Source organism: Vibrio sp. 378, from assembly GCF_033339435.1.
In genome coordinates this window covers 1-18,516 of the sequence record NZ_JAWOUO010000026.1, presented here as the reverse complement: position 1 = coordinate 18,516, position 18,516 = coordinate 1, and the positions used below count along the sequence as shown (strand labels likewise).

Here is an 18,516-nt window from a genome sequence, read left to right as displayed (position 1 = left end):
TTGGGTGTCACGAATGATATGTCGGACAACAGCTGACCCAATGAAGCCTGCTCCACCGGTTACTAATATTTTCATTATGAATTCTCGTTTTCGATGTTAATTGGTCTTCAAAGCATAATTATTAGAATTTCGTTGCCACGAAAACCTAATTAATACGATTAAAATACTAATAATCCCACCTACTAACGTTCCTAAAACACAGATTAAGGCCCTCCTAGGCTCGAATTTTTTTTCCGGAACGACAGCAGGGTCAATAACCTTAAATACAAACTCATCTTGTACCTCGGCCAACATTAAACTTTTTGTTTGCTCTTCAATCAGCTTGTAAAAAGTAGTTTGCATATCCGTCACTGCAGTTTTATTCAGCTGAGACTGTAAATAGCTTAAATTCTTTGTGACTTCATCTATCTTTCTTTCCCTCATCACCAAATTAATATCAGCAATAAGCCAGTCAGCCCATTGCTTGGCTAAATATGGAGAATAGTGCTTTACAGAAAGGTTATACATTCCTGAATCAGCATCTTCTGAAATGCTCAATACTTCAGTTATAAAATACTTATAGATCTCTTGCGCCGTCGGCTCTTTACTCACTAGCCCTTTAGGCACCCTAAGCCAACTTTTAGATGACATATCGTATACACTGTCATCAATAACCAAAGTGTTAGAACCTAGATCCCAACCTTTTGTCGCCATCAAAGGGATAATGAGGTCATGCTTTTTAACGAATGAATCTACAAACTTTCTTGACTTTAAAACCTGTATTGCAAGCTCTGTTTGGCTACTTTCATTTGCACCTAGATTTACTCCAGCAAGTGCAGCTAATCCACCAAGCTGGCCAGCCATTTTAGATAAACTCCCACCATCAGAGGACTCTGAAGAGGTAAGTAACACATCAGCTCTGTAGATGTTTGGTAAATTGAGCGAAAACAAAACGGCCCCAGTCGCAAATAGTGCCGTAACAATAACGACGATCCATTTATCACGCCAAAAAGCCCTAATTATATCTCTAATATCAAACCGTTCGCTTTCAAATTGAACACAAGAGTGAGGAGCTAAATTTGAGTGTCTATCTATATCCATAAGCCTGCTCTATCTGAATACAAAAGTGCTGAATTCAGTCTAATTTTAATTTCCAATCTTAATAACACCTTTTTAAAAAATAGGGCTGCCACCAGCCCCTCTTATTTAAATTACTTAAGAGCGTTAATCGCTACACCGGTTTGATATAGGATCTGTGTCGCAGCTGTCCAGGTACTTAGTGCATCTCTATAGTCAGTGTCAATTGGTACAACGATAGTATCGCCAGCTTTTAACCCTTCTTTATTATTTCCGAACCAATAACCTGATGAAGGCTTGTAAACAGAACCATCTGCACGCACTACAAAAATACGGTCTTCGTCCGCTTGTTTCTTAGCTCCACCCGCTTTGTTCAAGTAATCATCAACATCAAGTTTGTTGTCTAACAAGTAGGTAATTGGAACCTGAACTTCTCCCATAATTGATACTGTGTTTCGGAAAGTTGGAACGAAGAGGAAATCACCGTCCTCAAGCATAAAGTCTGCTGAGCGCTCGCCTTTTAAAATACGGTTTAACTGTACTACCATACGGCCAAGTGCTTTGCTTCGACTTGCTTCCTCTACAAACGCTAACGTTTTCTCTGGGTCTGAAATTACAGAGCCCATATTACTATCGGCTCGGAACGTCTTCTTCGCGGTTTCTTTGCGCATATCTGCTGCATATTGGTTTAAAAGCTTCTGCTCTTGTAAACGCAATGCTTCACGCGTAAATATCGCTCCTTGAGGATGAGCAAACTCTGTGAGACCACCTGCTCGGTCCAATAACTCACTTAAGGTTTCACCTTGACGCACGGTATAGGTTCCTGGGAAACGAACTTCACCCTGTAAAGTGACTGTGCTTTGTAGCTTCACATTTGGCTTTTCTAAGATGTTCAAACGATCTCGCCCCACGATAACTGCATCGTCTGAAGCACTGCCTTGAATTGCTTTACGCAGATCAATACGTTCAACATCAATATAAGCACGTTCATCCGCACTATTAATCGCAGTTCGTGCTAGTTCTGCATTAATTGTAAATGCGTTGTAAGTCAAACCACCAGCTGCTTCAATAAGCGTTGATACCGTCATTCTTGGAGTAATCGGATAACGCCCTGGGTGCTTGACTTCACCAAAGACTTCAGCAATTTGAGGGGCTAGCCCCAAACGAGACTGTTGCTGAAGTTGTAACAACACAGGGGCAAGTAAAGTGCGACGAGTATTTTGCTTCAGCTTTTCAAAGTCTTCCTCTGTAATCTCTTTACCACGGAAAATGATTTTAGCTGGTTTCGCCTGCTCTGTGGTGCTCGGGTTGTTCAGCGTACCGTTTGCTGAATGCGAAACGGCAACAGAAGAACTCATCACTTCTTGCTCTTTCTGTTGTTCCAGCTCAGCTTGCTCTTGCGCTTGCTCCAATGTTTTTGCTTTTGCAACAGCCTCTTGTGTTGCCAATGTATCCAAGTCTTCGTTATTAAAGCGGTTGAAAACCAATATACGATCTCGTGATTGTAACTGGAGGTTGTCTTGGCTACCTGGTGATAGAATTGCGTTGGCTAAGCTTAGTTGGAACACTTCAATATCACGTTGCGGATTAATCTCTCTAACCACAACCGTATAGTTAACATCCGCTGTAGAATTAAAAGCTGAGTCAACAGATTTGAAAAGATCAGCAACACGAAGACCATTGCGCCATTCCACATAGCCAGGATGACGAACATCTCCCTCTATCTGTACGTAACGAGTAAGCTCTTCGCTTTTTTTCAAGATCTTGATGGCATCGCCATTTTTAACTTTACTCTGTCGATCTTGCGTTTTATTGAAATCAAGCGTCAGAGCCTCACGAGCGCCATGTGAAGCGTAGCGTTTTATCTCCAATTGCTCGACATGGGCATTCGCAGTAAAACCACCAGCCATCTGAATAAGTTGCTGGTATGTTTCACCTTGCTTGACTTCATAAATTGCAGGGCGGTTGATTTCGCCTTCTATAGACACTGTATCGTTAACAGAGCCAATTAAAACAACATCATCCGGTAGTAAGCGCACATCATTACTTGCATCACCTTTTAGTAAAAGGTCATACATATCCAACTTACGAATGATTTTACCATCACGCTTTAGCTGGATATCTCTCAGCGCCCCACTTTCACCAAAACCGCCACTGTAATAAATAGCTTGTGAAATTGTCGTTAATGCGCTAACCGTGTAGGCACCAGGCTTATATGCATCCCCCATTACAAACACTTGCATGGTGCGTAATTCACCCAATGAGATATCACTGCGCACACCAATCATTTGTTCTTTTACACGTTGCGTCAGAGAGTCTCGAACATCAGAAAAGTGCATGCCAGCAACATTTACCGGCCCAAGTGAGGGGAAGTTGATTGTGCCCGCACGATTTACGCGTAAACGATGCGTTTCATTCTCCTTACCAAACAACTGCACAATGATTTCATCACCTGCTCCCACGGTGTAATTTGCTGGCACAGGAACATCACTGATCGGAGCAAAGGTGCTTGGAGAACCAGCAAAAAGATCTAAACCAAAGCGTTTAAGCTCTCCCTGCTCACCTTTTTTGAGCCATTGTTCTTCGATATTGGAAGATACAGCGCTACTAGCTTCAGTTCTAGGTTGGATTACTTGCGGATTTTCGTAAGGAGACTTGTTTGAAGATGAACTAGAAGGAATGGAGAAACCATACTTACTCGCCAAGGCCTTTTGTTGGTCGGCGGGTAGGTTTTGAAACATTTTCATTTGTTCTGGAGTGGGTGTTTGTGCCATTGAATAAGACGCAAACGTACTTGCCAATATAAAAGCGGCAATAGAGAAATATCCTTTAAACATGGTATGTCACTATAATAATTGAATAAAAGACCCTAGCCCCAAGTTTGAGCTCTAGGTATTTAAATTAGAAACGGTGCTGAAAACCCAATGTAATCGAGTTAAGGCGAACTTGGTCTTCAGAGACGTTATCAACGAACTCAAATATCACCGCGCTTTGGTTATTTAAAGCGTAGTGCATACCTAACCCAAAACTAAATCCTTGTTCTTTGTGAGAACCTACATTTTGTAGATCAAGCTGAACGCTTGAATACCCAGCTAAACCATAAAGTGCAACTCGCTCTGAAACCGGCATATTCAACTTAACAAAGCCGCTCAAAGCGCTATCAACGGCAAGACCACTGTCACGTTGAACTGATGTCCCATAACGTCCTTCCAGACCAATGTAGTCATTAAAGAAGTACCCTGCTTGCGCACTAAGAAGGAAAGGACTCCCCTCTTTTACGGACTCAGAAGACGAGCTTTTCAATTCTGCATTTGAGTAGCTCACTAACGCACCAGCATAAAAATCGGCTGACGCTGAAAAAGAACTCAGGCTCAAGCCCAGTGCACCAAGTATTCCCAAACAATGCTGCTTTCTTATCACGTAAAAGTCCCTAGTACTGGTAATAATATGGGCTGCCAAAGCAAAGTTAAGCGTGCTATGCAGGCCATTAAATACTGAAGAGTTGGCACGCTACCGCCCTGAGGCGTTGAGCGTAAGCCACTGTATCGCTTTCTATATGGTGTAAGTAAAAACGACCTATTTCCTCCAAACCTCTAGTTCTGGAGGAAATAGGCCGACAAATTATGCACTCTTGATAGTTTATCAGCAAGCAAGGGAGCAAGATAACCGCGCAATGTCACGCTGGTGTTAGAAATGAGATCGAAAGCCATGGCAAAATAAGAAACTATTTACATGCTAAGGCTTTTTTATCTAGAATATAATTTGGAGCATTTTTATGCTACCAAACATCGATGTTTTTATACCGGATACACAAGGATTAATAATGAAGAATACAGCTCTAGCTATTCTTATGGCTCTAAGCGCAACAACTGCATTTGCAGCAGAAGAAGCAGGCTCAACAGGCACAGCTTCTGCGTCAGCAACTGGCACTACAGCTGTAGGTGTAGGCGCAGCAGCAGCAGTAACTGTAGTAGCAGTTGCAGCGTCAGATAGCGACTCAACATCTACTTCAACATCTACTTCTACTTCTACTTCGAACTAATTTCGTTTTGTAGAACAGAAGCCAATCGCCCTGAATGACTCAGGGCGATTTTATTTGTAAGAGGGAATAATGAATATCTTCCGAATACCTAAATGGATACGCCAACTCCTCATTCTTCCACTACTCCTTGTACTCTTTGGCTGCACACAGAAATTCAATGATGTTTCAGCAACCGTCCAAGAAGCCTACGGTAACTACATTGATATCGAGATGACACCAGAAGAAATCAATGCTATTCCATATGCCAGTGCCTATTTGAAACTTGGAAATCAAAAACAGGTGTTTGTTGTTTTAGCTTTTGCGGAACAAAACCAACTCAGCGGCAAAAAACAACTGAAATGGGTAAGCGCCGATAAAGCGATGATCGTTACAGAGAATGGGCACATCGTCAAAACGATTGGTCTACAGAGTGGGGACTTAGCAGGTGTTTACGGTGACGTTCCAGATTTTTCTTTAGACTCAACCTCTGTCAACTACACACTTTCATACGATTGGGCAACACAATACCGTTATGGCTTTCCTGCAAATATAACGCGTTCTTACTCAGGCCAAGAAACGTTAACAACACCTATTTCTAGCACTATGACCAACGTATATAAAGAAGTTGTTGAGTTTAGCAGTCTTTCTCAATCGGTCGAAAACTACTATTGGGTCAATGAACAGGGTCAGGTCGTTAAAACCTTACAACACCTAGGGCCAAATATGATTCCGGTTGAGTTAACCATTTTGAAGGGATATAGCAAATCATGAGCAAGCAACTACTCACATTATTCGGTTTGGTCATGCCGCTTTTGAGCATGCCTAGCTTCGCTCAAACAGAAACCTCTGCTATGCAACCATTAAATGTTGAATTGCTAGAAGCAGGCAAACGGCTACAATTTCAAGGGCCGGCTCGTTTAGAAAATGTGTTAGCACTTGCTAGGGAGCAAAGCGTCTCTCTGCAATACTCTCTTGGTACCACTTTGTTTGATAAATCGGAACGCGCCGAGAAAACTTCTACCGCTTTAAAGAACTCAGTGCTCAATCAAATGATTCAACACAATTTGGTCGCACATCCATTCTACAAGTTCATTCAGCAGCAAAGCTTTGCACCGCGTTTACTGTCTGCGATAGATGTTGATAAAATTCGACTAAATAAATTCGACAACCCACTGTTGCGCGGCAATTTCCTGCTCGCAAGCCCTCTGCGCGAAGAGAAAGTGTATTTCTTGGGAAACCTAAATAGCGTGTATTCTATTAAAGAGCAAGCAGGCATCCCTTTGCAGAAACAAATAGAGAACTTGAAAAGTAGCATTGGTGCATTATCAACACCACCAGTGTTGATCTACCCAGATGGTCACGTAGTTAAGCCACATCATGGAGCTTGGTTAACAGCACAATATTACTTACCGCCTCTGACATTGGTATATATTCCGTTTGGTGATCTTGAATACTCCGAAATGGACCAAGATATTATCCGCCTACTCACTCAATTGATACCAAATTCCAAAAAGAGACCACAATGATGCCAATTAGAAAAAGCTTAACCCTTTCTTTAATGGGCCCTGCATTGGTTTGGGCTCAAGATATACCCTTTGAGGCTCCCTCGTTACAGCCTTCTCAATCTGATTTTGGTGGTGTTGGTTTAATGCAGATGCCAACCGGACGTATGGCTCCTGAAGGGGAATTCAACTTTTCTGTAACAGGTAGTGATGAGTACCTTTTTTACAATGTGACTCTGCAACTCATGCCGTGGTTAGAAACAACCATCCGGTACACACGAGTCCACGATCTTCCTTATTCGTCATCCTTCCCCGATGTTGACAATGAATATACAGACAAGGGGATAGATTTTAAATTTAGATTATGGGAAGAATCTGAATACATGCCAGAAATTGCCCTAGGAGTGAGAGACTTTGCTGGTACAGGCCTTTTTGATGCTGAGTTTATTGCAGCGACAAAACGATATTCTAATTCGAAATTAGGTACTTTTGATTTTACTTTGGGTATGGGCTGGGGCTACCTGGGAACTAGAGATACGGTCACAAATCCTTTTTGTAAAGCATCAGACAAATTCTGTGATAGGCCTTCCGAATTTCTATCTACAGGAGGAACAACTAACTTCGATAGAGCCTTTAAAGGCCCTGCTGCACTTTTTGGTGGTATTGAATATCAAACTCTTCATAAACCACTTCGCTTCAAGCTTGAATATGACGGTAACGATTACAGCACAGACTACCCAGTTGTTCAGGCCGGTGTAGATATGTCTCCCCACACACCATGGAACTTTGGTGTTCTCTATCGTCTAGGCATGGCCGATTTTCGTTTAAGTTATGAACGCGGCGATACTTTAGTAGCAGGCTTAACGCTAAACACTAATTTCAATGACATGCCATCATTCTGGCGAGACACACCAACCCCAGAAGTGGAAGATAACCAACCCAAAGAACTGTCTGATGTTGATTGGGAACGTGTGACAGAAGATTTAGACAAAATTGCTGGCTATCGAAACACGCGTGTTTATGTTGATAACAATACAGTAACTGTCGTTGGTGAGCAGAAAAAATATCGTGACCGTACAGAGGCACACGAAAAAGCGGCAGCTGTACTCCATAATGAAATGCCTGACGATATTGATACCTACGCGATCAATGAACGTAGCCGAGGCTTAGTCGGCGAACAAACGATTATTTCCAAAGAGAAATATCGCGACTTTGCCCAAGTTAATTACATCAATCCGAAAATAGAAGATGCAACCTCAAGGGCTACTACTAAGCCAATGGGAGAATCTGTCTACGATGGTTTTGAACGTTTTGATTGGGGCTTTGCACCTAAACTAGTTCAAACTCTCGGAAACGCTGAAGATTTCTATCTCTTTAGTGTAGGGCTAAGCGGTAATGCCTCATATTGGCTGACGGACAACCTTGAAATTGGCGGTTCGTTATACTGGGATTGGTATAACAACTACGATAAGTTTATTTATGTCACTCCACCTGATGGCACTACTGTTCCTCGTGTTCGCACCATGTTCCGCGCTTACCAAAATGAACATGCTGTAACCATGTCAAACTTACAATTGACTTGGTTCCAAGAGTATTCCGATACGATGGATCAGCAATTCTACGCGGGCTATCTGGAGAGTATGTTTGCTGGAGTCGGTACCGAGTTTCTTTACCGTCCACAAGGAGCTAACTGGGCGATTGGCGCTGACGTCAACGTAATTTCTCAACGTGATCCACAAAGTTACTTCGGTGTTTACGATGAGAAATGGCAAAACGTGCCAGAATATGGACGTCCGTTCCAAGTTATTGATAAAGGCTTCACTGGTTTTGTATCTGGTTACTACTACCCTCAATGGGAATTCCTACAAGATTTGATGATCCAAGTCGATGTTGGTCAGTTCCTAGCTGGTGATGTTGGTACACAAATCAACGTTTCTAAGCAGTTCAAGAGTGGCGTAATTGCTGGTGCCTTTGCGTCATTTACAGACTTGTCTGCGGATGAATTTGGTGAAGGTAGCTTTACCAAAGGTTTCTACTTGTCGATTCCATTTGACATCATGACCGTTAAGCCAAGCAACAATCGTGCGAACTTTAGTTGGCAGCCTCTTACTCGTGACGGAGGACAGAAACTCGGACGTAAATACAGCTTGATTGAGTTGACCGATGAGCGAAATCCTTGGTATCAAAGACCTAACCGTTCGGATGTGGAATAATAAAGTAATCAAGGGAGCTGCGGCTCCCTTTTTCATATCTAGATACTGAGTCATAGAAGACTCAAACCTATCTTCCTGCTTCCAATAGCGCTACTTTTCGTTTCTTGCTAGAATTCCTGAGAAAATTTTAATCTATGGTGGAAGTTCTATGATCATCGTAACTGGTGGCGCTGGCATGATCGGCAGCAACATTGTTAAAGCACTAAACGAAGCTGGTATTAACGATATCCTGGTTGTCGACAACCTAAAAAATGGCAAAAAGTTTAAGAACTTAGTTGATCTGGACATCACAGATTACATGGATCGTGACGACTTTCTGACCCAAATTATGGCGGGCGATGATTTTGGTCCGATTGAGGCAATTTTCCACGAAGGTGCTTGCTCTGCAACGACTGAGTGGGATGGTAAGTACATGATGCTAAACAACTACGAGTACTCTAAAGAGCTGCTTCATTACTGTTTAGATCGCGAGATTCCATTCCTATACGCTTCTTCAGCAGCCACTTACGGCGATACAGATACTTTCGTTGAAGAACGCGAATACGAAGGCGCACTGAATGTATACGGTTACTCGAAACAGCAGTTTGATAACTACGTTCGTCGCCTATGGCAAGACGCTGAAGAACATGGTGAGACCCTTTCTCAAATCACTGGCTTCCGCTACTTCAACGTATATGGCCCACGTGAAGACCACAAAGGTAGCATGGCATCAGTTGCGTTCCACCTAAACAACCAACTTAACGCAGGTGAAAATCCTAAATTGTTCGCGGGCAGCGAATCATTCAAACGCGACTTTGTTTACGTTGGTGATGTCTGTAAAGTAAACCTGTGGTTCTTAGAAAACGGCGTATCAGGCATTTTTAACTGTGGTACTGGCCGTGCTGAATCTTTTGAAGAGGTAGCAAAAGCAGTTATCAAGCATCATGGCAAAGGCCAAATTGAAACCATCCCATTCCCTGAGCACCTAAAAGGCGCTTACCAAGAATTCACACAAGCGGATCTGACCAAACTGCGCACCGCAGGCTGTGATGTTGAATTCAAGACAGTTGCAGAAGGCGTTGCCGAATACTTGACTATCCAAAACAGTTAAGCACCACAAGGTGGTAGAACCATAACCTGCCACCTTTACTCAAATGCAATAGCCTGTATCATTCCTAACTATCTTTTTTCTCATTTAAACCACTTCGCCCGTACACGAATAGGTAACTAGACACGCCATGACCATAAAACGTGATGACTTCGACCCTAAAGCATATAACCCTGAGTTTAAGCGCCACTTTCTGTCGCCTAAGTACTGGGGCACGTGGTTAGGTGTTATCTTATTTTTACCTTTATCATTAATGCCACTGGGTTTACAAAAGTGGTTGGCGAAAACCATAGCCAAAAAACTGTCGAAATCCCACAAGGGGCCAGCTCACCGAGCGAGGGTTAACTTTGAGCTGTGTTTTCCGGAAAAGTCGTTCCAAGAACGTGAAGCTTTGATAGAAAAAACACTCTACACAGCAGCCATGTTCTTTTTTCGCTTCGGGTTACTAAGTTTACGCTCACCAAAATGGCTTCAGAACCGTTGCCAAATTCGCGGCCTAGACATTTTACGACAGCACATTGATAACAACGAAAATGTGATTTTAATGGTTCCCCACTCTTGGGCAATTGATGTGCCTGCTATCTTGCTCGCGTCAATGGGAATGCCAGTTTCTGCAATGGCGAAGAAACAAAAGAATGATGTTGCTGACTGGCTAATGCACAAGCAAAGAGTCCAATACGGTGGCCGTGTTTATGAACGCTCAGGTGGCATTAAGCCTTTCCTGAAATCCATTCGAGATGGCTATGTAGGGTATTACCTACCCGATCAAGATCACGGCCCAGAGCATAGTGTGTTTGTGGATTTTTTTGCAACACGTAAAGCAACGCTACCTGGTTTAGGCAAAATTGCGAAACTATCACGCTCAAAAGTACTGCCTCTATTTGCGTCGATGAACACTGAAGATGGTACGTTTGATATTGAGATTTTACCAGCGTTTGAGCTGGATAAAGGCGAAGAGCAAGACGCTCGTACCTGTAATGAAGCCATTGAATATTTTGTCGGTGATAAACCCGAACAATATATGTGGGTACTACAGTTGCTGCACTCTCAAGAAGACGGCAATAACTATTACAATTTGTTTAAACCAAGATATAACAGCGACTGGAAAGTGCAGTGAAAGTATTTGTCGTAAGCTTGGCTCGATCGCTAGATCGCCGAGAACGTATTGAAGAAAAGTTAAAACAACAAGGCATTACGTTTGAATTTTTTGATGCAGTAGATGGCTCTGTTGACCGTTTTCTTCATTCAGAAAAAAGTCGTCCTACCATTACTCTACGCCGCAAAGGGTATCAATTAAAAACCAGTGAAGTCGCCTGTTTTGCAAGCCATTACGAGTTGTGGGTTCGCTGTGTTGAGCTTGATGAACCGATCGTCATCTTAGAAGACAACGTCGACCCCGTAGAAGGGCTGAAGCAAGTACTCGAACATACCCTTCCATTGACTTCTAATTATGACTACATCAAGTTGTCTGCCACTCAGAAGCGTGTATTCACCCCAATCGTACCTATTGATGATAATCATATGCTAGGGGGATACTCAGCAGGCACTTGTGGTACCACCGCTTATATCGTCACACCTAAAGCAGCCTCAAAGTTTGTTATGCATGCTCAAGAGTTTATTGAACCAGTCGATGACTACATGGAAAAACCATGGAGACATGGTGTTCAAGTTTACAGCGTGTCTCCAGATCTCTTTACTAGAGCAGAGATTGCTTCGACGATTGGTGGTAAAAGAAAAGATAAATCCAAAATGACTCTTGCGAATAAAATATACGCTGAACTTTTTAGAACTTATGAGTCAATTTTGAAATTCCTATACTGGAAAAACAAAGCATGAAGATTTTAGTCATTGGCCCTGCATGGGTCGGCGATATGGTAATGTCGCAATCGTTATATATCGTATTAAAGCAACGCCATCCAGATAGCCAAATTGACGTTATCGCTCCAGGATGGTGTAAACCGATTCTTGAGCGTATGCCAGAAATCCATCAAGCGATTGAAATGCCTATCGGTCATGGTGAGTTTAACTTATTAGGCCGCAGGGAAATTGGCAAATCATTACGTGAAAAGCAATATGACCACGCCTATATCTTGCCTAAATCAGCGAAATCAGCACTGATCCCATGGTTTGCCAACATTCCTCTTCGTACTGGCTGGAAGGGAGAAATGCGCTATGGTTTATTGAATGACTTACGCCCCAACATGAAGTCTTTTCAGTATATGGTAGAGCGCTATGTAGCGTTAGCTTATCCAAAAGCAGAAATGGTGGATTCTAACTCTCTTGGCGGGCTTGAAACTTTACCTCGCCCACGCCTTGCAATCAACGCGGCAGAGCAACAAGCCACGATCAAAAAGTTCAACTTAGCCCAAGATCAACCAATTATCGGACTGTGCCCAGGAGCAGAGTTTGGTCCCGCCAAAAAATGGCCCGAAACACACTACGCTGAAGTTGCGACGCAAATGGCTCGATCTGGGCATCAAATCTGGTTGTTTGGTTCTCAAAAGGACTTGGAGACTTGTAACAATATTCGCGCACTTGTTCCGACGCAATTCCATGAATACATTCATGTTCTGGCAGGCCAAACCAGCTTAATTGAAGCAGTCGACTTACTTGCTGCATGTAAGACTGTTGTCGCGAATGACTCAGGCTTAATGCATGTGGCGGCTGCAGTTGGTTGTAATGTTGTTGCAGTGTATGGCTCAACTTCACCGAAGTACACCCCCCCACTCGCAGAAAAAGTGGAGATTGTTCATACCGATATTGATTGTCGCCCTTGTTTCCAACGTGAATGTCAGTACAAACACCTTAAGTGCTTGACAGAACTTTCGCCTAAGCAAGTGCTAGATAGTATCCAAAAACTTGACGCCATTACGATAAGCTCATGTTAGTTCGTATTGTTTATACCTTACTACTCGCCCTAGCGTCACCGCTGCTTTTATTTGGTTTGTACAAGAGCAAACCAAATAAGCCTAAGTTCGGCTCTCGCTGGAAAGAGCACTTTGGTATCACTCCCAAGCTAAAAAGCAACGACAAACCTATTTGGATACATGCTGTATCTGTTGGTGAAAGCATAGCAGCAACACCTTTAATCAAAGCCCTTAAGGAACAAAACCCCGAACAATCTATTCTAGTTACTACAACAACAAGTACCGGAGCTGAACAGATTGCTAAGTTGGGTGATTTAATTGAACACCGCTATATGCCAATTGACTTTGGTTTTGCTATCAAAGGTTTTCTTAAAGCAGTACAACCAAAACAAATGTTGATCATCGAGACTGAGCTGTGGCCAAACACGCTTCACAATGTTCACAAAGCGGGTATCCCTATAACTGTCGTGAATGCGCGCCTATCTGAAAAATCGTGTCAGAACTACGCTAAAATACAGCGGCTTTTTAACCAGCTTCATCCATGCCTAACTCAAGTACTCTGCCAAACGGATTCAGATGCAGAGCGCTTCGAACGCTTAGGCGTTAAGAAAAAGAAACTATCCGTTACTGGCTCGATTAAGTTCGATATTCAAATATCAGAGCAAGTGAAACAGCAAGGACAGCAGCTTCGAGCCCAACTTGGAAACGATCGTCCGATTTGGATTGCAGCTAGCACCCACAAAGGCGAGGACGAACAGGTATTAGATGCACATAGACAAGTTTTAAAATCTCATCCAAATGCTTTACTCGTTTTGGTTCCTCGCCATCCAGAACGATTTGATGATGTATTCACGCTTTGCCAACAGCAAGGCTTTAACACTGTGCGTCGCACTTCAACTCATGCAGTAGAGACGAATACTCAAGTATATCTCGGCGATACTATGGGTGAGATGCTAACGTTGATGGGTGCAGCGGATATCTGCTTTATGGGCGGTAGCCTAATTGGAGATAAGGTTGGTGGGCACAATGTGCTAGAGCCTGCCATGTTAGAAAAAGTCATAATCACTGGCCCTAGCTATTTCAACTTTAAGGAGATTGTATCTGACTTATTGGATATAGATGGGATATTACTAGCCAGTGATACAACCGACTTGGCTAAGCATCTAACATCCCTTCTTTCACAACCATCCTTAAGTGAACTCTATGAGATAAAGGCCTGTCACTATGCAAAAAGAAACCAAGGTGCTTTAAAAAGAACTACCGATAAACTATGAATCCGAACTTTAAAAGCCAAAATTGAATTTTTGGCTTTTAAAAATTAGAAATAACTACTACTTTCGTTCACTACGAAGCGAAGTTAGGGTCTCATTGATTAGGGTGCTAGAGGTTCCTTCAGTGTAAGGGAAATAAATAACCTTACAACCTACAGCAGCTAAATCTTTCTCGTGTTCCTGCCATTTAGAAGTTTCATACCAATCATCTCCTACGAATAGATAACTCGCATGATTCTTTCTCGCTGCAGAGGCTTTATCCATATCTTTTTGAGGTATAGCTACATCAACATACTTGCAAGAACGTACAACCTCTATCCGCTCATGGTATGGTATTACTGGTTGCTTACCTTTATATGCGACCAACTCATCAATCGTAACTCCTACCACTAACTTGTCGCACATGGCTTTTGCGTTACGTAATAAATTCACGTGGCCAACATGAAATAGATCATATACGCCACTTGTATAACCGATAATCATTTCATCAATACCTTTAAATTTTCTTCAAACCACAATTCATAAGAAGATAATAAGTTCGGGTTGTCAAAAACCTTTGTAAGATCAACAGGAAAGCCAACTTTTCTCTCATACGCAAAGCTTTTTCCTTTAAGTGGAGCAATTAACTCACGTAGAGGTAGCTTCCCCAGTGAACCATTCATTAGTCTACCAGCACTGAATTTGATTGCGGCTTCGAATACATGATAATTGGCAATAGGATCTCGCCCTTCAATTCCAGCAGCCATTAAAGCAAAATCTAACCGCCTAAACAAAACTGGCATATGATACTTAATAAAAAAGTATCGTACTTTTTCAAAAGGAGTTAAATGATCCAATCTGGCAAATAATTCAGAGAACTCTCGATAAGTCGTAGTGTCTTGTCTTGGGACCTTATAGCAGTAAAACTCTAAAAATGTATCGAGTGAAAAACTCTCACATTCCGCAGCCCAATTAAATATACGGTCATACCCACCAAAGAATTCATCCGCACCTTCGCCCGAAAGAAGCACCTTAACTCCATCCTGAGCAGCAATTTGGGAGATACGATACAGAAGAACCTCATTAGGCACAGACATTGGTTCACCTCTTAGAGCAATTAACTCGTCAAAACAGCGTTTGTACTCATTTGCTCCACATTCATGAACGGTTAGGTTAGGAATATTTTGCTCTTGAAGAAAAGTGATATCATCATCACCTTTAAAACCAATAGTGTATAGTTTCTCAATATCAGTTAGTTGATGAATCAAATTACTGTCAATGCCTCTACTCATTAGAAGGCCAACCTTAGCATCTGAAACTAATCGACTATTGATGCCATCTCTAACTGCTTTTTCTAATTGCTCTTGCGATACATCTTCATATTGTTGAAAGAAGTTTAAGCTTTCAAAATAGCACCCATTGACAAAGCATGAACCAGGTTCAACAGTTGATACTTCTTTGAAATATGAGCCACTAAAAATGGGCGCACGAGCTGCATGATACTCTTCAATAGCTAGAGGGTTCACAGGTAAGTCAAAAAGCGCCTTCAATACATTAGGCTCAGAAGAAAATGAAATACCGTGTGGAGATTGATGATAAAATAGAGGCTTAACACCAAACTTATCCCGACACGCATGCTGCAGCTTTCCGTCTGCACTTACGTAAACGAATGCGAAAAATCCGTCCAACTCGTTCTCAATAAGATGCCCAGAGATAATAAGGTCGCTTAAGAGTGTAGTATCGCTCGTGTACTCTTTTTCAAAGTACTTTTGACCGAGCTCCTTGTAGTTAAGGATCTCACCATTAAATACTAGTATACCTCCTCGAGCATCAATAACAGGTTGATTACTACCCGAGCCTAGTTCGATAATAGAAAGCCGAGAGTGATAGGCTTTCCACCCTCCATGCTCGACTAACCCAGAAGAACAATCTGGCCCTCTAAATCGCAAGCATTCTTCAATGATTTTGCTGTGCTCTTGGATCACTCGTGGATCATTAGAAATAAAAATACCGCACATACTCTGCCTTACTTCAAATTGAGGTAGCTTTGACTGTACCAAGATGTCATCATATCGCCTAAGAGCTGTCATCTTAGTTTAAGCCCAATAATCAACCTAGCAGTTTACACTAGAACAATGTTTGGTTATAGGGGAGTCAAAACTGAAGTCGTATGTAAAAGGTTTATGGCCATGCCATTAAAGAAGTCGATCAAGACATTGAGACAAACTGTAAAGTATCAACTAAACATACTCGCCGATGAGCGACGTTTAAAAAAACTAAAAAAGAAAAATAAAATAAGAGTAGCCTTCTTTGTTCTTCATCATAGTGTATGGAAATGTGACGCAGTCTTCAGAGCAATGATGGAAGATGACTTTTTCGAACCCTTTATTTTTGTCTGTCCTTACACAGGAAAGGATGATGTATCTTGTATACAAGATGTACAAAAAAATGTTAATTTCTTCCAAAATAAAGGCTACCCAACTGTCAGCTCTTATAATAAAAATAAATCTACGTGGATTGACATTGACACTCTTGATATTGATATCATTTTTTTCACAAACCCACATAAAATAACAAAGAAAGATTATTACTCTAAAGCTTATAGTAAGTATTTATCTATTTATATCCCATATTCTCATCAAATATCAAAATACAACAATTATAAAGAACAATATAACCAACAATTTCATAATATGATGTGGAAAATATTCGCCCCACATTTTGATGAGGTGGATATTTTTAAAAAAAATTCCGACTTAAAAGGTAGAAACATCTTAGTGACCGGCTATCCTGCAACAGAGCCACTAATCAATAATGAGCTTGTTGTGAATTCACCATGGAAGAAACAGGACTCTAATAAGCTACGAGTTATTTTTGCTCCTCATCATACAATAGACACACCAGAGCTTCCTTACAGCACCTTCTTAAGCTTTTCTCAACAAATACAATCACTTTCAGAAAAGTACAAAAAAAACATTCAGTGGGCATTTAAACCTCATCCGATGCTAAAAGAAAAGCTATACAAACACAAAGATTGGGGAAAAGAAAAAACGGACACATATTATAGGTTTTGGGAGCAATCTAGCTTTAGTCAACTAGAAGAAGGAGATTACTATGATCTATTTAAAACTTCAGATGCTATGATTCATGATAGTGGCTCCTTTCTTGCGGAATATTTGTATTTAAACAAACCTGTAATGTATCTAGCATTAAATGATGGTATACGAAATTACCAAAATCCATTTGGTAATAAAGCATACGATAGTTGCACTAAAGGAAAGTCATCTTCGGACATTGAGAACTTTCTTATAGATTTAATCCATCACAAAGCACCAGTAGATCGAACATTCTTTGATAATGAATTAGCAATACACTTTAGAGAATTAACGCCAACAATGCGTATAATGAATCACTTAAAAGAAGAGTTAAAAAATTGCTAACCAATATAGGGCTACCATGTTAGCCCTATATTTTATAAAGATTCTCTAGCTACCTAAATCATTTCAGCCTTCTTATTACTTTTAAGGCATTTTCAAAATCACCACTATAAAAAAAATAACGTAATACATAACTATAAAATGCTAACTTACTTGAGGGGATAGATGCCATAAACTCAGCGGTACACATACGCTTTTTAATCGCACTCGCAACTTTAGTGGCGTTTTTACTCTCTGCATCTCGCAAGTTCATTTTAAGATCTTGCAGCTCACGCTGAGCGTTGATAACTGTGTTGTTATATTTTTCTTCACGTGTTTCTTTTGCGAACGTTGATATGCCACCTACTCGATATTGAATCCATTTTTTGTTTTCATGATGAATACCATTTAACAAAAAGGCTCGAAGGACATTGATGCGATCTTCATTGATGATATCTTTGTTGTAAGGAGCAAACTCGTTCAGTACATCAGACGTAAAAGCGGCGCAACAGCCATCTACTGCACATTTTCTATTAATAATATTTTCGAGTGTGTAAGGCTTTTTATTCTGCTTGATCGATTCAAATGGCTCAATGATATCGCCTTGCTCGGAAATTTTGTCGTAACTACCAATAATTAAGCTTGGTTTACCATTTTTCAACCAGGCTTCATAAGTTTCCTCAACTCGGTTCGGCATCGCTATATCATCGCCAGCTTGTACAATAATAAGCTTATCTTGATACTGTCCCCGCAAGGAGTTGATTTGGCTAACTAAACCAATATTGTGTTCATTGTGCCGATATTCAATATTCAATCCCTTTGGCGCAAACTCTAAAAGCGACAGAATCTTTTCATGGCTATCATCCGGAGAGCAATCGTCCAATACTAACAACTGGCTCGGCCATGCAGTTTGATGTAATGCCGCCGGAAGCGTTTTATCGAGATAACTTGATTGCTTGTAGCAGAAGAAGACGTAGACAACGTCTTCCAATACTCGCACCTGCCCTTGCATAACTCTTAGGCCTCAAAAGAGTTCACTGCATCGACCACAACACTTCTCTCTTGCTCACTCAAGTAAGGCGACATCGGTAATGACAGCACTTC

Annotated in this window: 17 protein-coding genes; 10 read left to right on the top strand and 7 right to left on the bottom strand. The window is 41.4% G+C overall.

Annotated elements, in window-relative coordinates; translation table 11 throughout:
* The 4 genes from R7Q48_RS23160 to R7Q48_RS23145 form a co-directional block, all read right to left on the bottom strand.
* On the bottom strand, positions 1-75 hold a 75-nt coding region (locus R7Q48_RS23160), incomplete at its 3' end, for an NAD-dependent epimerase/dehydratase family protein (RefSeq protein WP_139060373.1).
* 21 nt (positions 76-96) lie between these two features.
* Complete coding sequence (locus tag R7Q48_RS23155; RefSeq protein ID WP_238843754.1) at positions 97-1,080, bottom strand: Wzz/FepE/Etk N-terminal domain-containing protein; 984 nt, start codon at positions 1,078-1,080, stop codon at positions 97-99.
* A gap of 110 nt (positions 1,081-1,190) precedes the next feature.
* Positions 1,191-3,893, bottom strand: coding sequence for an SLBB domain-containing protein (locus R7Q48_RS23150; protein ID WP_206970510.1), 2,703 nt, complete (start codon positions 3,891-3,893; stop codon positions 1,191-1,193).
* Positions 3,894-3,957: 64 nt separating this feature from the next.
* Entirely contained in the window at positions 3,958-4,476 is a 519-nt protein-coding gene (locus R7Q48_RS23145) for an outer membrane beta-barrel protein (RefSeq protein WP_017820722.1), read from the bottom strand.
* A gap of 403 nt (positions 4,477-4,879) precedes the next feature.
* Here R7Q48_RS23145 and R7Q48_RS23140 point away from each other — a divergent pair, with 403 nt between their 5' ends.
* The 9 genes from R7Q48_RS23140 (at position 4,880) to waaA (ending at position 14,020) form a co-directional block, all read left to right on the top strand.
* A complete protein-coding gene (locus R7Q48_RS23140; protein ID WP_031780921.1) occupies positions 4,880-5,098 on the top strand; it encodes a hypothetical protein in 219 nt (72 codons plus the stop codon).
* Between the two features lie 69 nt (positions 5,099-5,167).
* Positions 5,168-5,848: a YjbF family lipoprotein gene (locus R7Q48_RS23135; RefSeq protein ID WP_167415631.1), complete on the top strand. Its 681-nt coding sequence runs from the start codon at positions 5,168-5,170 to the stop codon at positions 5,846-5,848.
* Entirely contained in the window at positions 5,845-6,603 is a 759-nt protein-coding gene (locus tag R7Q48_RS23130) for a capsule biosynthesis GfcC family protein (protein WP_213892556.1), read from the top strand. Before R7Q48_RS23135 ends, R7Q48_RS23130 begins: the two co-directional genes overlap by 4 nt.
* Entirely contained in the window at positions 6,600-8,792 is a 2,193-nt protein-coding gene (locus tag R7Q48_RS23125; protein WP_206970512.1) for a YjbH domain-containing protein, read from the top strand. Before R7Q48_RS23130 ends, R7Q48_RS23125 begins: the two co-directional genes overlap by 4 nt.
* A 148-nt stretch (positions 8,793-8,940) precedes the next feature.
* Positions 8,941-9,882: an ADP-glyceromanno-heptose 6-epimerase gene (gene rfaD / locus R7Q48_RS23120; protein ID WP_017634969.1), complete on the top strand. Its 942-nt coding sequence runs from the start codon at positions 8,941-8,943 to the stop codon at positions 9,880-9,882.
* A 127-nt stretch (positions 9,883-10,009) separates the two neighbouring features.
* Positions 10,010-10,996, top strand: coding sequence for a lauroyl-Kdo(2)-lipid IV(A) myristoyltransferase (gene lpxM / locus R7Q48_RS23115; protein ID WP_017634970.1), 987 nt, complete (start codon positions 10,010-10,012; stop codon positions 10,994-10,996).
* Positions 10,993-11,715 (top strand): glycosyltransferase family 25 protein, encoded by a 723-nt coding sequence (locus R7Q48_RS23110; RefSeq protein WP_053807624.1) that lies wholly within the window; start codon positions 10,993-10,995, stop codon positions 11,713-11,715. Before lpxM ends, R7Q48_RS23110 begins: the two co-directional genes overlap by 4 nt.
* On the top strand, positions 11,712-12,767 hold the full coding sequence (waaF, locus tag R7Q48_RS23105) for a lipopolysaccharide heptosyltransferase II (RefSeq protein ID WP_256903436.1): 1,056 nt from the start codon (positions 11,712-11,714) through the stop codon (positions 12,765-12,767). The genes R7Q48_RS23110 and waaF overlap by 4 nt, the downstream gene beginning before the upstream one ends.
* Complete coding sequence (gene waaA, locus R7Q48_RS23100; RefSeq protein WP_256903437.1) at positions 12,761-14,020, top strand: lipid IV(A) 3-deoxy-D-manno-octulosonic acid transferase; 1,260 nt, start codon at positions 12,761-12,763, stop codon at positions 14,018-14,020. Before waaF ends, waaA begins: the two co-directional genes overlap by 7 nt.
* 57 nt (positions 14,021-14,077) lie before the next feature.
* On the opposite strand, the gene R7Q48_RS23095 is transcribed toward waaA, so the two are convergent.
* Together R7Q48_RS23095 and R7Q48_RS23090 are read right to left on the bottom strand one after the other, a co-directional pair.
* Positions 14,078-14,500, bottom strand: coding sequence for an adenylyltransferase/cytidyltransferase family protein (locus R7Q48_RS23095; RefSeq protein WP_005379435.1), 423 nt, complete (start codon positions 14,498-14,500; stop codon positions 14,078-14,080).
* On the bottom strand, positions 14,497-16,014 hold the full coding sequence (locus tag R7Q48_RS23090; RefSeq protein WP_213867494.1) for an asparagine synthetase B family protein: 1,518 nt from the start codon (positions 16,012-16,014) through the stop codon (positions 14,497-14,499). The genes R7Q48_RS23095 and R7Q48_RS23090 overlap by 4 nt, the downstream gene beginning before the upstream one ends.
* A 171-nt stretch (positions 16,015-16,185) precedes the next feature.
* Here R7Q48_RS23090 and R7Q48_RS23085 point away from each other — a divergent pair, with 171 nt between their 5' ends.
* Positions 16,186-17,436: a CDP-glycerol glycerophosphotransferase family protein gene (locus R7Q48_RS23085; protein ID WP_213915866.1), complete on the top strand. Its 1,251-nt coding sequence runs from the start codon at positions 16,186-16,188 to the stop codon at positions 17,434-17,436.
* Positions 17,437-17,494: 58 nt separating this feature from the next.
* Here R7Q48_RS23085 and R7Q48_RS23080 read toward each other — a convergent pair whose 3' ends face one another.
* Positions 17,495-18,424 carry a glycosyltransferase gene (locus R7Q48_RS23080; RefSeq protein WP_213915865.1) on the bottom strand — a complete coding sequence of 310 codons (930 nt, stop codon included), beginning with the start codon at positions 18,422-18,424 and terminating at the stop codon, positions 17,495-17,497.
* Between the last annotated feature and the right edge of the window lie 92 nt (positions 18,425-18,516).